15 protein-coding genes are annotated in these 14,518 nt (G+C 62.2%); 6 read left to right on the top strand and 9 right to left on the bottom strand.

The window, feature by feature from the left end:
• Position 1 precedes the first annotated feature (1 nt).
• Positions 2-760 (bottom strand): SDR family NAD(P)-dependent oxidoreductase, encoded by a 759-nt coding sequence (locus FPT15_RS06685; RefSeq protein WP_145159443.1) that lies wholly within the window; start codon positions 758-760, stop codon positions 2-4.
• Between the two features lie 106 nt (positions 761-866).
• Here FPT15_RS06685 and FPT15_RS06680 point away from each other — a divergent pair, with 106 nt between their 5' ends.
• Entirely contained in the window at positions 867-1,763 is an 897-nt protein-coding gene (locus tag FPT15_RS06680; protein ID WP_145159441.1) for a LysR family transcriptional regulator, read from the top strand.
• On the opposite strand, the gene FPT15_RS06675 is transcribed toward FPT15_RS06680, so the two are convergent.
• Positions 1,760-2,677 carry a LysR family transcriptional regulator gene (locus FPT15_RS06675; RefSeq protein ID WP_145159439.1) on the bottom strand — a complete coding sequence of 306 codons (918 nt, stop codon included), beginning with the start codon at positions 2,675-2,677 and terminating at the stop codon, positions 1,760-1,762. The two genes, FPT15_RS06680 and FPT15_RS06675, sit on opposite strands and share 4 nt — an antisense overlap.
• A 104-nt stretch (positions 2,678-2,781) precedes the next feature.
• Between FPT15_RS06675 and FPT15_RS06670 the strand changes: the two genes are divergently transcribed.
• The 3 genes from FPT15_RS06670 (at position 2,782) to FPT15_RS06660 (ending at position 5,766) form a co-directional block, all read left to right on the top strand.
• Positions 2,782-3,585, top strand: a complete 804-nt coding sequence (locus FPT15_RS06670) for a 5-oxoprolinase subunit PxpA (RefSeq protein WP_145159437.1) — start codon at positions 2,782-2,784, stop codon at positions 3,583-3,585.
• A 331-nt stretch (positions 3,586-3,916) separates the two neighbouring features.
• Entirely contained in the window at positions 3,917-4,795 is an 879-nt protein-coding gene (locus tag FPT15_RS06665) for an allophanate hydrolase subunit 1 (RefSeq protein WP_145159435.1), read from the top strand.
• Positions 4,792-5,766, top strand: coding sequence for a biotin-dependent carboxyltransferase family protein (locus tag FPT15_RS06660; RefSeq protein ID WP_145159433.1), 975 nt, complete (start codon positions 4,792-4,794; stop codon positions 5,764-5,766). The genes FPT15_RS06665 and FPT15_RS06660 overlap by 4 nt, the downstream gene beginning before the upstream one ends.
• Before the next feature lie 60 nt (positions 5,767-5,826).
• Here the strand turns inward: FPT15_RS06660 and FPT15_RS06655 are convergent, their stop codons facing one another.
• The 5 genes from FPT15_RS06655 to FPT15_RS06635 all read right to left on the bottom strand — a co-directional run bounded on the left by FPT15_RS06655 (position 5,827) and on the right by FPT15_RS06635 (position 11,721).
• Positions 5,827-7,443, bottom strand: a complete 1,617-nt coding sequence (locus tag FPT15_RS06655; protein ID WP_145159431.1) for an inorganic phosphate transporter — start codon at positions 7,441-7,443, stop codon at positions 5,827-5,829.
• 264 nt (positions 7,444-7,707) lie between these two features.
• Positions 7,708-8,730: a transporter gene (locus FPT15_RS06650; protein ID WP_145159429.1), complete on the bottom strand. Its 1,023-nt coding sequence runs from the start codon at positions 8,728-8,730 to the stop codon at positions 7,708-7,710.
• A gap of 100 nt (positions 8,731-8,830) precedes the next feature.
• Entirely contained in the window at positions 8,831-10,003 is a 1,173-nt protein-coding gene (locus tag FPT15_RS06645; protein ID WP_145159427.1) for a GAF domain-containing sensor histidine kinase, read from the bottom strand.
• A gap of 185 nt (positions 10,004-10,188) precedes the next feature.
• On the bottom strand, positions 10,189-10,494 hold the full coding sequence (locus FPT15_RS06640; protein WP_145159425.1) for a PepSY domain-containing protein: 306 nt from the start codon (positions 10,492-10,494) through the stop codon (positions 10,189-10,191).
• A gap of 99 nt (positions 10,495-10,593) precedes the next feature.
• Positions 10,594-11,721 carry a glycerophosphodiester phosphodiesterase gene (locus FPT15_RS06635; protein WP_145159423.1) on the bottom strand — a complete coding sequence of 376 codons (1,128 nt, stop codon included), beginning with the start codon at positions 11,719-11,721 and terminating at the stop codon, positions 10,594-10,596.
• Positions 11,722-11,953: 232 nt separating this feature from the next.
• On the opposite strand from FPT15_RS06635, the gene FPT15_RS06630 reads away from it, so the two are divergent.
• On the top strand, positions 11,954-12,277 hold the full coding sequence (locus FPT15_RS06630) for a DUF2025 family protein (RefSeq protein WP_145159421.1): 324 nt from the start codon (positions 11,954-11,956) through the stop codon (positions 12,275-12,277).
• A gap of 132 nt (positions 12,278-12,409) precedes the next feature.
• Here FPT15_RS06630 and FPT15_RS06625 read toward each other — a convergent pair whose 3' ends face one another.
• A complete protein-coding gene (locus FPT15_RS06625; protein ID WP_145159419.1) occupies positions 12,410-12,730 on the bottom strand; it encodes an antibiotic biosynthesis monooxygenase in 321 nt (106 codons plus the stop codon).
• Positions 12,727-13,434, bottom strand: coding sequence for a CTP synthase (locus tag FPT15_RS06620; RefSeq protein WP_145159417.1), 708 nt, complete (start codon positions 13,432-13,434; stop codon positions 12,727-12,729). The genes FPT15_RS06625 and FPT15_RS06620 overlap by 4 nt, the downstream gene beginning before the upstream one ends.
• Positions 13,435-13,514: 80 nt before the next feature.
• Here FPT15_RS06620 and FPT15_RS06615 point away from each other — a divergent pair, with 80 nt between their 5' ends.
• On the top strand, positions 13,515-14,393 hold the full coding sequence (locus FPT15_RS06615) for a LysR family transcriptional regulator (protein WP_145159415.1): 879 nt from the start codon (positions 13,515-13,517) through the stop codon (positions 14,391-14,393).
• Positions 14,394-14,518: the final 125 nt, after the last annotated feature.

Here is a 14,518-nt window from a genome sequence, read left to right as displayed (position 1 = left end):
CCTACAGAAACATGCCGCCCGAAGCTTCGACGCGTTGCCCGGTGATCCAGTGGCTGCCATCGGCCAGCAAGGTCGAGATCGCGCCGCCGATGTCGTCTGGCAAACCGGCACGGCCCAGCGCGGTGTTGTTGGCGACCATTGCGTTGAGGTCCTTGTTGTCGCGCACCGCGCCGCCGCCGAAGTCGGTTGCGATGGCGCCCGGGGCCAGGGTGTTGACGGTAATGCCGCGCGGGCCCAACTCTTTGGCCTGGTAGCGCGACAGCACTTCAACCCCGCCCTTCATCGAGGCATACGCCGAATACCCTGGCAGGCTGAACCGCGCCAGACCGCTGGAGATATTGATGATGCGCCCGCCATCGCTGATCAGCGGGAGCAATTTTTGCGTGAGGAAAAATGGCGCCTTGAGGTGGATCGCCACCAGGCGGTCAAACTGTTCTTCAGTGGTTTCGGCGAAGCTGGCGTGAGCGCCGATGCCGGCGTTGTTGATCAGAAAATTGAAGTGATCCTGTGCGAAAACATCCTTGAGTACTGTGCTGATCTCGCCGACGAAGTCATTGAACGTGCCGCTTTGGCTGACATCCAGTTGCAGCATGGCCGCACGGCCACCCAGCGCTTGAATCTGTTCCACCACCGCTTGGGCTTCGGCTGCGGCGCTGTGGTAGGTGCCGATGATGTCGACGCCCTGTGCCGCCAGGTGCAGCGCTGCGCTTTTGCCCAGGCCGCGGCTGGCGCCAGTGATGAGTGCGATTTTACGGGTCATGGTGCAGTCCTCGTGTGTGATCAGTGGGACTGAGTGTATTTGTCCGCTCGTAACGTGATAAACAGGGCGTTATCGGAATCACTGGCCGGATAAGGCGAACAATCTCATGAACAAGCTTGAGCTGTTGCGCACCTTCGTGCGGGTCACCGAACTGTCGAGTTTCACCCAGGCCGGCGAGAGCCTGGGCCTGCCGCGCTCCACGGTGTCCGAGCACGTGCAGGCACTTGAAGAATTGCTCGGCGCGCGCCTGTTGCAGCGCACCACACGCAAGGTGCAGGCCACTCAGGACGGGCGCGTGCTGTATGAGCGCAGCAAGGACTTGCTGTCGCACATGGAAGAACTTGAAGGTCTGTTTCGTCAGGATGAAGCGCAACTGAGCGGGCGCATTCGCGTGGACATGCCCAACGTCATGGCGCGGGACCTGATCCTGCCGCGCCTGCCCGAATTCATGCACGCCCACCCGTTGATCGAGCTGGAGATCAGCACCACCGACCGTCAGGTAGACCTGCTCGCCGAAGGTTTCGACTGCGTGTTGCGCGTTGGCGCGCAGCCCGATCAGTCGGTGGTCGCGCGCCTGCTGTACAGCATGCCGATGATCAACTGCGTCAGCGCCGAGTATGTTCAGCGCCATGGCAAGCCCGAGACCCTGGCCGACCTGGCGCATCACCAATTGGTGCATTACGTGCGGCCATTGGGTTCGCGTTCGCCGGGGTTCGAATACCAGCAGGGCAACAAAGTGCACCGCGTGCCGATGGCCGGGCGCGTCACGGTCAACAGCACCGATGCGTACAAGTCGGCGTGCCTGGGCGGTTTTGGCATCACTCAGGTGCCGGTCCTGGGGATTCGCGATTTACTCGAGCGCGGTGAACTGGTGGCCGTGTTGCCTGACTACCCCGCGCCGGCGTTGGACGTGTCGCTGCTCTATGCCGGGCAACGGCATTTGCCACAGCGCGTGCGGGTGTTCATGGATTGGCTGGCCGCCACCTTGCAAGCCCGGATTTAACGCCGCGCCGACAATTGCTGCGGTGCCAGGAAGGCATCGTGGAAGTAATCCCGAAACGCCTGCATCGCCGGCGTGAACGCGCGCTCGCGGTGCCAGGCCAGGCCGACGCTCATGGGCGTCACCGGGTCGGTCACGGTCAGCGTTTCGATGCGCTTGCCTTCCAGGGACCAGGGCCGGTGCACCAGGTCCGATAGGATCGCCACGCCGCTGCCATTGGCAACCATGCTGCGCACCGCTTCCACTGAACTGGTGCGCAGCCGCACCTTGGGCGTTTGCCCGGCCTGTTCCCAGTAGCGCATGGCGCTGTGTTCGGCCTCGTCGACGGTGAGCAGGATGTAGGGTTGCTGCGCCACATCGGCCAGGCTCACGGCGCCGCGTTCGCACAACGGGTGGTGGCTGGGCAGCCACAGGCGGCGTTCGGAATTGAACAGGATCTCCGAGACGATATCCGGGTGAGTGAGGTTGGCGGTGAGCACCACGGCCATGTCGAATTGACCGTCGAGCAGGCCGTGTTCGATGGCCTGGCGCTCCTGCTCGAACACCTCGATGGTCACGTCCGGGTGCCAGTGTTCCATGCGCTGCAAGTGATGCGGCAGGAAGTAGCCGAGCACTGTGTAACTGGCCGCCACGCGCAGCACGCCGCTGGCGCGGTAATCCGGCAGCGGGCTGTTCAGCGCGTCGTCCACGCTGCGCACAATCACGTAGGCTCGGTTGAGAAAGTGCCGCCCGGCATCGGTCAGGTTCATGCCTTGGGCCGAACGCACAAACAGCTGCACGCCGAGCATGGCTTCCAGTTCCTTGATCGCCGTGGTCACCGCCGACTGGGAGATGTTCAAGTGGATGGCCGCCTGGGAAATCTGGCCGATCTCGGCAGTGGCGACGAAGTAGCGAACTTGGCGCAAAGTCAGGGACATGGCTTTATCTGATTTTCAGAAGATGGGCCATCTGATAATAGATCTTCCCAAGGGGTCAAGCGCCAGCCTACTTTCCTGGCATCACCTTTGGCGGAGCGACACCGATGCAGGCAGTGGATTTCAATTCAGACATGGGCGAAGGCTTCGGCCCCTGGACCATCGGCGATGGCGTGGATGCTGAACTGATGGCTTACATCAGCTCAGCCAACATCGCCACCGGCTTCCACGCCGGCGACCCCGGTACCATGCGCCGCACCGTCGCGCGCGCCAAGCAACTGGGCGTGGCCATCGGCGCGCATCCAGGCTTTCGCGACCTGGTGGGTTTCGGCCGTCGGCACATCAACGCACCGGCGCAGGAACTGGTGGACGACATGCTCTACCAGCTCGGCGCCCTGCGCGAAATCGCCCGCGCCCAAGGCGTGCCCCTGCAACACATCAAGCCCCACGGCGCGCTCTACATGCACCTGGCCCGCGACGAAGAGGCCGCGCGCTTGCTGGTGCAAAACCTGCAACTCATTGAGCCGACACTGCTGCTGTACTGCATGCCCAACTCGGTGATCTGGCGCGTCGCCAAGGAACTCGGGCAGCCTGTGGTGCGCGAGTTTTATGCCGACCGTGAATACGACCTGACCGGCTCCATCGTGTTTACCCGCAATGTGCGCGCGCTTGACCCTGCAACGGTCGCGGCGCGGGTCTTGCGTGCTTGTCAGACGGGGTTGGTGCGAACGGTAGAGGGCGAAGACCTGCCTATCGAATTCGACTCCATCTGCCTGCACAGCGACACGCCCGGCGCGCTGGAATTGGTCGAGGCCACTCGCGAAGCGTTGGACCAGGCGGGCATCGTAGTCACTGCGGCGAGTGGACGTGTTGGGGTGAGAGGACTCTCTGAGGGCGAGCGGGCTTGCTGAGACAACCGGACTTGCTGTGGCCTGTGGCGAGCGGGCTTGCCCCGCGTTGGGCGGCGAAGCCGCCCCAATAATCGCCGCGTAGTATCAGGTAGCACCCGGTCGCCTGATTTAAGGGCTGCTGCGCAGCCCAACGCGGGGCAAGCCCCCTCGCCACAGTAAGCCCACTGGCAACAGTAGGCCCACTGAACAGAGTAGGCCCGCTGGCAACAGTAGGCCCACTGACCACAGTAAGACCGCTTGCCACAACGACATGCGCTCACCACAACAAAAAGCGTGCGCCCCCACATTATTTTTTGCCTGCCTTTCTACAATGATTCCAAGAGGAACAGACATGGCTGAAACGTCCCCCATCCGCTACAGCTTCGGCGGTGATGAACACCTGTTTGCCGAGGTCAGCGACAGCATGTCCTTGCAGGCCTTTTTCAAAGGCATGGCCGTGACCCGCGCCGTGGAGCGTCTGGCGCTGGAAGGCGTGCTGGATGTGTGCCTGGCCAATGCGTCGTTTCAGATTCGCTTCGACCCCGACCGCATCGCGCCACACGTGCTGCTCGACGCCGTGCAAAGCGCCGAAGCCCAGGCCGTGGCCGAGCGCACGTTGCACACGCGCATCATTGAAATCCCGGTGCTCTACAACGACCCGTGGACCCACGAAACGCTGATGCGTTTTCGCGACCGTCACCAAGACCCCACGGGCACGGACCTGGAATACGCCGCGCGCATCAACGGCCTGGCCGACGTGGACGCGTTTATCGCCGCCCACAGTGGCGCGCCGTGGTTTGTGTCGATGGTGGGCTTTGTCGCAGGCCTGCCGTTCATGTTCCAGATGGTTGAGCGCGAACGGCAATTGCAGGTGCCCAAGTACCTGCGCCCGCGCACTGACACGCCCAAATTGACCCTCGGGCATGGCGGCTGCTTTGGCTGTATCTACTCGGTACGCGGCGCCGGTGGTTACCAGATGTTTGGCGTGACCCCGGCACCGATCTATGACCCGGCGCAGCAATTGGCGTACCTCAAGGAACACATGGTGTTCTTCCGCCCCGGTGACATCGTGCAGTTCAAACCGCTGGACCGCGACGCCTATGACCTGGCGGTCGCCGAGGTGGACGCGGGGCGTTTCGACCTGCGAATCCGCCCGGTGGAATTTTCCCTCGACGCCTTTCTTGCCGACCCCGTTGGCTATCCGAAAACCCTGCAGGAGGCGCTGGCATGATCAAAGTCATCAAACCCGGCCTCGCCACCTCTGTGCAGGACCTTGGTCGTGAAGGCTATTACCACTTGGGCATCCCGCCCTCGGGTGCACTGGACCAATACGCCTTGAGCGCGGCCAACCACCTGGTGGGCAACCCGGTGGGTGCGGCGGGCCTGGAATGCACGTTGATTGGCCCGGAGTTGCAGTTCCAACGGGACGCGTTGGTGGCGCTCAGCGGTGCGCTGATGGCGCCGCGCCTGGACGGCGACGTGGTGCACCAGGACACCGCGTTTCAGGTGCGCGCCGGGCAGGTGTTGCGCTTTGAATTTCCCAAGGCGGGCGCGCGCACCTACCTGGCGGTGGCGGGCGGCATTGATGTGCCATTGGTGCTCGGCAGCCGCTCGACGTACACCCTCGGCGCGCTCGGTGGGTTTCAGGGACGGCGCTTGCAGGCGGGCGATGAACTGCCGATCGGCGATGCCAGTGGGCAGGGGCGTGCGGGCAACAGTTTGCCGATGGCACTGCGTCGCTCAGTCGGCGGCGATGTGACCTTGCGTGTGGTGCCGGGGCTGTATTACGACCGGCTGACTGACGGCGCGAAAAGCAGCTTTTTTGCCGAACCGTGGACGGTGGGCTCCGAGGCGGATCGCATCGGCTATCGCTTCAAGGGTGGTAGCGCGCTGAGTTTTCAGCCGCGTGAGCAGCCATTTGGCGCGGGCTCGGACCCGTCGAATATCGTCGACAGTTGCTACCCCATTGGCTCGATCCAGGTGCCGGCGGGGTTGGAGCCGATTGTGCTGCACAGGGATGCGGTCTCGGGCGGTGGCTACGCGATGATTGGCACGGTGATCAGTGCGGATCTGGATTTGATCGGGCAGATGCAGCCGAACCAGCGGGCGGGGTTTGTGGCGGTGACGCTGGAGGAGGCCTTGGAGGCGCGGCGGGTGTACAAGAAGCGGCTGAAGGCGATGGCTGGCCTCTTTACTTCCTGACACACCCTAAACCCCTGTGGGAGCAGGCAAGCCAGCTCCCACCTTTCCAATTGCGTTGGGTCAGAACAGTTTGGTGAACAGCCAGTACAAACTGCCCGACAACAGAATCGCCGCCGGCAAGGTCAGCACCCAGGCCATCAGCAAATTGCGGATGGTCTTCATCTGCAACCCTCCGCCATTGGCCACCATGGTCCCGGCCACACCGGACGACAGCACATGGGTGGTCGATACCGGTAACCCGAACATATCCGCTGCGCCAATCGTCAGCATCGCCACGGTCTCGGCCGAGGCGCCTTGGGCATAGGTCAGGTGGGTTTTGCCGATCTTCTCGCCCACCGTCACCACGATGCGCTTCCAGCCAACCATGGTGCCCAGGCCGAGCGCGATGGCCACGGCGATTTTCACCCACAGCGGAATAAAGCGCGTGGAACTGTCGATCTGTTCTTTGAACAGCTTCAATTTGCCTTGGGTGTCGGCGTCGAAGCTGCCGACCTTGTCCTTGTCCATCAGGCGAATGGTTTCGCTGCTCAAGTACATGTCGTTACGCACGTTGCCTACCGCTTCGGCAGGGACTTTGGCCAGAGAGCCGTAGCCTTTGACTTCGTCACCAATCTGGCCTGCCAGGGCGGCGAGGGCGGGTATCAGTTCCGCGGTGGCTTCCTTGGTGCGCACGTAGGTCGACAGGATCGGCCGTGGGTCGCCCGGCAGTGCTTGCGGCGCGCTTTTCATCAAGGCGACCTGGGTCACCTCGGCCACTGCCGCAAACTGCAACGACTGCTCGGCCGGCATGGTGCGGTTCAGCGCGTAGGCCATTGGCAGGGTGCCGACCAGGATCAGCATGATCAGGCCCATGCCTTTCTGGCCGTCATTTGAACCGTGGGCGAAGGACACGCCGGTGCAGGTGGCGATCAGCATGCCGCGAATCCACCACGGCGGCGGGGTGTCGCCCTTGGGCGCCTTGTACAGCGAGCGGTTTTTCACAAAGGCGCGCAGGGCCAGCAACAGCAAGGCGGCGAACGCGAAGCCTATCAACGGTGACAGCAGCAGCGCATAACCAATCTTGATCGCCTGGCTCCAATCGACACCGCTGGTGCCGTCACGCCCGTGCATCAAGGCGTTCGCCACGCCGACGCCGATGATCGAGCCGATCAGGGTGTGCGAAGACGAAGCCGGCAGGCCCAGCCACCACGTGCCGAGGTTCCACAGGATCGCGGCGATCAGCAAGGCGAAAATCATCGCGAAACCGGCCGAGGAGCCCACCTGCAAAATCAGCTCGACCGGCAGCAGGGCAATGATGCCGAACGCCACGGCGCCGCTGGACAGCAGCACGCCGAGGAAGTTGAAAAAGCCTGACCACACCACCGCAAAGTGCGGCGGCAGCGAGTTGGTGTAGATCACCGTCGCCACCGCGTTGGCGGTGTCGTGGAAGCCGTTGACGAACTCGAAGCCCAGGGCGATCAACAGCGCCACGCCGAGCAGCAGGAACGGCGTCCAGGTGGTCACCACCGTGCCCAGTTCGTGCATGTCGTGCATCAGGCTGTAGGCGGTAAACAGCAGGCCCATGGCGAGCACGGCGAAGAAGATGATCACCGTCACCAGGCCGGGTTTCTTGTCCAGCCGGGGTTTGGGGTCTGCGTGTGAGGCGGTGGTGGAGGCAGTCAGGGAAGGGGTGGCCATGCCGGAGCATCCAGTGTGGGGAGGATGTCGTTGATGATCATTGCAGAATGTTACAGAGATGCTGCGGTAAGTCAGTGTTTAGGGAATTGGGCGTGCCACTGGTCTACAAACCGCCACAAAAGTAATGTCAGAGTGCAATCAATGTGGGAGCTGGCTTGTGTGGGAGCCGGGCTTGCCCGCGATGCAGGCACCTCGGTATTTCAGAGACACCGGGGTGATGCTATCGCAGGCAAGCCAGCTCCCACAGTTGATTGCATTACAAGGTCAGTAATCTTTGCGTTTGCGGAATGCCCAGCGGCCGGCAATCAAGGTGAACGTGGCCACCAATGCCACCAGAATCCAGAAGCCTTCCGGGTCGGTAGAGAGCGGCACGCCTCCCACGTTCATGCCGAAAAAGCCGGCAATGATGTTGATCGGCAGCGCCAGCACGGTCACCACCGTAAGGGTGAACAGCGTGCGGTTGCTTTGTTCATTGAGGTTGGCGGCGATCTCTTCCTGCAACAATTTGATCCGCTCGCCCAGGGCCATCAGGTCGTTGATGATCAGCGCAAACTCCTCGGTGGATTTGCGCAATTCCTTCACGTCCTCCTTTTGCAGCCACTGCGGCGGGCGATTGAGCAGGCGCAGCAACGAGCCCGGCTCCAGCGCCAGCAGGCGTTGCAGGCGCACCAGCACCCGGCGCGCGGCACCCAGTTCGGCGCGATTGGTAGACAGGCGCGAGGACAGCAACTGGTCTTCGATCTGGTCGACGCTGAGGCTGGTCTTGCGCACGATCTGGGTCAGCACCTCGCCCTGGTCGCGCAACAAATGCACCAGCAGCTCCAGCGGCGAGCGAAAGCGTTCACCGGCTTTGACCGACGAGCGCAATTTGTCCACCGAATGCAACGGTTGCAGGCGCGCACTCACCAGCAAGTGGCTGCGGGCGCACACCCACAGCGTGGAAATATCCGAGGAGACCATGCTGCTGAAGTTGAACACCACGTCGTTGACCACCGCCAGCAAGGCCGAGTCGACGTGTTCGATGCGCGTAGAGCGTGAACCTTCGTGCAAGGCTTCGAAAAACTCTTCCGGCAGCGCCAGATGCGTCTGCATCCAGCGCTCGCACGCGGCGTGGGCCAGGTTCAGGTGCAGCCAGAGAAATTCCTCCGGGTTGTGCGGCGCCTGCAAGGCCGCGAGCGCCGTGGCCGAGTCAATCTGCTCGCCCTTTTCGCCGGGTCGAAAACGAAACCCGTAAAGCAGGCCAAACAGATCGGGATCCTGATGGCCGTGGTCGATGCTGTGGTTCATGGAGGCTCGCAGAGAAAGCGCCTGTAGGACGTTTCACAGGTTCGCGTGGGCGAATCATTGCAAGGCTGGATGACGATTTTGTGACGGTTTGAAAACCAGTTCAGCGGGTTTTCAGTGTGAAGGTGAAACGCGTGCCATTTTCTGCGCAGGACGACACCTCAAGCTGCCCGCCGTGGGCATCGGCAATCTGCTTGACGATATACAAACCCAGGCCCAGGCCGGCTTGCGGCGTGTCCCGGACCAGCCGCGAGTAGGGCTGGAAGAGCCGAGGCAAAGCCAGTTCGTCGATCTGGCCGGGGTTTTTCACGGTCAGCGTGAAGTGGCCCTGTTCAACCCGCGCCATGACCTCCACCGGGCCGTCGTGGCTACCATGATGGATGGCATTGGCCACCAGGTTGGAGAGCAATTGCGCCAGCCGATCGCGGTCGCCGTAGACGCCACGCAGGTCGCCGATATCGGCCTTGATCAAGCGTTGCGGGTTTACGCTTTGCACTTCGAAGACCACATGGCGAAAAGCGTCCTGCAGATCCAGGCAATCATTGAGGTGCAGCGGTATGCCGCTGCCCATGCGCCCGCGAGCGAAATCCAGTACATCTTCGACCAGTTGCGAGGCGCGCCGGCCGCTGGCGAGAATGTGCCGTACGAGCGGGTCGGTCGCCGCGTTGGGGTGTTTGCGCAGCAGCCGCTCGGCACCGAAGTTGATGGCGAACAGCGGGTTGCGCAGGTCATGGCCGAGCACGGCGATGAATTGCTCGCGCAGCTCGGCGGTGCCGCGCTCTTCCTGCAATTGCGCCTGGGTATTCTGCAAGGCCTCCTCGGCTTCGATCTGCAAGGACAGCACCCGGGCGAACGACTCCATGGTCGATTGGATCGTGCTGCTGCGCAGCTGCGCCGGGTTGGGGTCCAACGCGCAAATAGTGCCGAAAAAGCGCCCGTCAGTGCGGAACACCGGCACCGAGATGTAGCTTTCAAACTGGTACATGCGCGGGGTGTGGTGGTCGTGGTAGCGCGGGTCTTCGCTGGCCTTGTCGATCACCACGGAGGCGTGGGAACCCCGGATTTCGTGACAGATCGTCGTGGACAGGTCCAGCTCGCCACCCACACCGAGGCCGAACTCCAATTGATCGAGCACAGCGCAGGCGGTCCAGGTGTCCTCGGTCACGCGCGCCACGGCGGCAAAACGCAGGCCGGTCATGTCGCTGATGACTTTGAGCATCGCAGGTACGGCACTGATACGGCCAATAGTGGCGATGTCGGCGGCTTTCTGCCCCATGCAGCGGTCTCGATATGGAGGAGGGTGGGCGTTGTGCCCAGGTTAATGAGTGGGATTCTAGCGACCTTGCGCGCTGTAGGTGTAATTTCATTATCCAGGTGGGTACTTTTCCTGCCTCTGGCTTTGCAGCACGCATAAAAAAACCGCGCCACTTAAAAAGTGGCGCGGTTTTTTTGGCGGTTGACTCAAGTGTCTTGCTTGTTTTCCAGCACCGCGCCGGTCTTGGCGTCGAGCTTGACTTCAAAGCGCTTGCCGGCGGTGTCGGTCACGTCAACTTCGTACACCAGCACACCGTTTTTGTGGTCCAGCTCGGTGTCGGTGATGCTGGCGCCGGGGTGAGTGGCCACGGCGGCGGCGTTGAGTTTCTCGAACGGCATGACTGCGCCGGATTTGAGCAGGCCTTCAATGTGATCCGGGCGAACATCCGCCTGGGCCAGGCCGGCAGTCAGGGTCATGGCGGTAGCGGCAAACAGGGCGGTCAGGGTTTTCATGGTGTGTCCTTCTGGGTGAGCTGTTTAAGTGGCGCCAGATTAACCAGCGCAACTTAATTCATCCTTAATGGCGAACCGACACCTATTGCGGCCTGACGCTTAGTACCCGTTGTCCTTGAGCAGGTCCTGCACACTCGAGGACGGCCAGCGCTTGTAGAACTTCAGCAGTTCGGCGGCGCGGTTGGTGAAGATGCCATCGACGCCGGCGGCCATCACTTTCTCGAAGTCCACGGGCTCATCGACGGTATAGACGTGCACCAGCAAGCCTTTGTCGTGGGTCAGCTTGTTCATTTGCGGCTTCACCAGGTCGGTGTAGCTCTGGTCGCCATGGTTGGTCAGCTCGGCCGATGGGCCGGTGCCGATAGCGCCGAGGCTCTTGGCTTCGTCGATCCATTTTTCAAATTCGGCAGCGTCTTTGGGCTCTTGCTTGGCGTAGTAGGCCGCTTTGGTGGTCTCGCCGGATTCGGCAAATGTTTGCGCGGATTTTGGCTCGATGCTGCCAGGGCCGACCCACAACAGCAGGATTTTCGGGGTGTTGGGCATTTCTTTCTGCAGCTCTTTCAAGCTGTCTTTTTCAAACGTTTGCAGCACGACGCGGCCCTTGCCCTGGCCGACGCCCGTGTTGCTCTTGCCCAGCTTGGAGCCGGCGGAGCTCAACCAGCCCTTGTCCAGCAGCTTGTTTTTCAGGTCGGCTTCGATGCCCGGAAATTGCTTGGGCTCTTTGGTTTCGATGTACAGGCCGGGTTTGTGCTGCGGGTTGCCTTCGGCGATCTTGATGATTTCGTCCAGGCTCTGGATTTTCAGGCCGACGAACGCAGGGCGCGCGCGATCCGGGTAGGCGGCGTTGAACCAGCTGCCAGCGTCCAGGGTGCGCAGTTCGGCCCAGGTGAACTCGTTGGCCGGGGCGTCTTTGCGCTCGGGGAACTTGGTGGCCACGTCGGTGGTGCGCTGCAGGTTATTGTCGTGCAGGGCGAACAGCACGCCATCTTTACTGCGCTGCAGGTCCATTTCCAGGTAGTCGGCGCCCAGGTCGCGCGCGAGCTTGTAGGACGCCGCGGTGGATTCGGGAGCGTCGTAGGAAGCGCCACGGTGCGCAATGACGGCCGGGTACGGAATGCCTTCGTTTGTTGCCAATTCAGCCGGGCTGATCGGGTCGGCAGCCTGTGCCTGGCCAAGGCCGAGCATCAGAGCGAGCAGCAAGGCGCTCTTGGTAAACGTGACAGGCATATGCGAAGTCCTTTCGTGGAGGTAACTTTGAGAAGGCGTCCTTTTTAACAATTGATTGCGAAAGGCGCTATCACCAAACCGACATTAAGGTGCTCAGGCGCCATTTTTCTGGGTTTTTTTGTGCTGTATTGCAGTATTCTTGGCCGCAGCTGCCCCGTCAGAGGGCCGTAATTTCTGCCACGCGTGTAAACCATCTTTCCAGTCCCAGTGGGACTTTTCAGTGAGGTTTACCATGCGCATCACTTCAGAACTCATCTGCCAGGCCGCCGACCAGCTCCACGGTTTTGTCGGCCTGAACCGCAAAACCGGCCAGTACATCGTGCGTTTCAGCGAAGATGCCTTCGGTATGGACGTGGCCGATGACGGCATCATCCCCACTGCTGAATTTGTCTGGCTGCCAGTGGCCGACCACACCATGACCCTGTCGCGCGAACGCCTGCAGTTGCTGCTGGACCAGAACATCGACGACCGCATCAACATCACCGAGCCGTTGCGCGTGTACATGCGCCGGGTAGAAATCCCGCAGATCAGTGCGTTGCGCAGTTTGGTGAGCTAAGCACCTGTTGTTTTGCCGGCAATGAAGATCAGAGGTGGGAGCTGGCTTGCCTGCGATGCAGACGACGCGGTCTCTGAGTAAAACCGAGTTGGTGCCATCGCAGGCAAGCCAGCTCCCACAGGGGAACGCATTTCACTTCTGGAAGGTGTAGGCCCGCTCCACCTTGCACACGCGTGTGTGAAACGCCGAATACCAGGTGGCGCGCCCCTGCTCGCGCACCTCGCGATGCTCGGCCTGCTGCTTCCAGGCCAGGATCGCCGCCTCGCTTTCCCAGTAGGACACGGTGATCCCCAAGCCGTCCTCGCGCGCCGACTCCACCCCCAGAAACCCCGGTTGTTCACGCGCCAGTTCCAGCATGCGGGCGGCGGCCTGGCCGTAGCCTTGATCGCCCTCGCTGCGCAATGAGCTGAAAATCACTGCGTAGTAGGGCGTGGCGGGTGTGTTGGCGATCATCGTGACAACGCCAGACAGGCCTTGAGCAGAGCGATCGCCAAGGGTGGCGTAACGTCCTTGAGCGCGGCGCGTTCCGGTTGGAACAGCGTGGCGACAAAAAACGGATGGTCGAGCAATTCGATGGCGCGCAGATCGCCGGCCGAGTCGTGGCCGCTGGGAATCAGGTCGCTTTCCAACAGTGCGTTGGCGAACTCGGGGTTGATGCCGTAGCGACAGCGATAACCCTCGTGGATATCCAGCGTGCCGTAGGCCTCGGCGATGCGGGTGTAGGGCGCCAGGCGCACGGTGTCCGTGGCCTCTACCAGCGCGCAACTGAGCGGTGTGATCACCGCACGCTTGGCGTGCGGGGCCAGCTCGCCATGTTCGGCATCCGCCCAACCCAGCACGTTGCGGGCATATTCGAGCACCGCATGTTGAAAACCGCCGCACGTGCCGAGGAAAGGGCGCTTGTGTTCGCGGGCAAACCGGATCGCCCGCAGTGCGCCGTCGGTGTCGCGGTAGGGGCTGGCGGGCACACACCAGAAGCCGTCGAACATATGCAACTGAGTGGTGGGCGTGATCGAGTCCGTGTCGAGCCATTGCACGTGAACGTTCAGGTTCAGGGCGTCGGCCGCCTGTTGCAGCGCCACGGGGATGGCCTGGTGCGCGGTGACGTCGGGGTTGTAGTCGCCGATCAGGGCAAGGTGCAAGGTGCTGGCTTTCATCGTGTACGTCCCATGGCTTGTTGTGTCCTGGTGCCCACTATAGATTGGCGCTCACGCAATCAAAATTGGCGTTCGCCCACATGCTCAATGCAGCCACGCACTATCAAATCGACTATCCCGACCTCTCGCTGATCCTCGCCCTGGTACGCGGTGGCACCCTGGCGCGGGCGGCGGCGCTGTTGCGGGTGGATGTGTCCACGGTGTTCCGTGCGGTGCGTCGGCTGGAGGCCGCCTTGGGCCAGACCCTGTTTGAAAAAAGCCGTGCCGGTTACCTGCCCACCAGTCTGGCCAGCAACCTGGCGCAGCAGGCCGAGCACGCAGAACAAGCGTTGGAGGCGGCGCGCATTGGCGTGGAGCAGGGCGGCGAAGTGATCAGCGGCACCGTGCGCCTGACCTGTACCGACTCAGTGCTGCAAGGTTTGCTGCTGCCGGCGCTGGCGCGGTTCATGCCCGAATACCCAGCGTTGACCCTGGAGTTGAGCACATCGAATGATTTCGCCAACCTCAGCCGCCGCGATGCGGACATTGCCCTGCGCCTGACCAAGACGCCGCCGGAGCACCTTGTCGGTCGATGCCTGGGCACAGTCGCCTATCAAGTGTGTGCCAGTGCCGGTTTTGCGCGCCAGCACGCAGGCCGCGAGTTGGCTGAGCTGCCGTGGATCGCCCCGGACGACTTCCTGCCCGATCACCCCACCGTCGCCTGGCGCCGCGAGCATTTGCCGGGCGTGCGTCCCAGCTATCGCTGCAACGGCATGTTGTCGGTCACCGAGTTGGTACGCGCGGGCCTGGGCGTGGCGGCGCTGCCGGATTTTCTCTTGGGCGATGGTTTGCAACCACTGGGGCCGGCGTTGGCCGGGCGGAACACCGCATTGTGGCTGCTGACACGTCCGGATTGCCGGGCGTTGCGTTCGGTGGTCACGTTGTTTGATGAGCTGGGGCGGCATGTGCGGTTGCCATGAACGGCGCCTTTTGTGACTGGCGGGATAGTTATGGCGAGCGCGGCTTGTTGTGGCGAGAGGGTTTCTGTGGCGAGCGGGCTTGCCCCGCGTTGGGGCGCGAAGCGGCCCCAGACAGGCCAACGCGA

Origin of the sequence: Pseudomonas sp. RGB, assembly GCF_007713445.1 — a bacterium.
Classification (GTDB): domain Bacteria; phylum Pseudomonadota; class Gammaproteobacteria; order Pseudomonadales; family Pseudomonadaceae; genus Aquipseudomonas.
The sequence above is the reverse complement of the archived record's forward strand: the minus strand, read 5'-3'. Positions and strand labels throughout refer to the sequence as shown.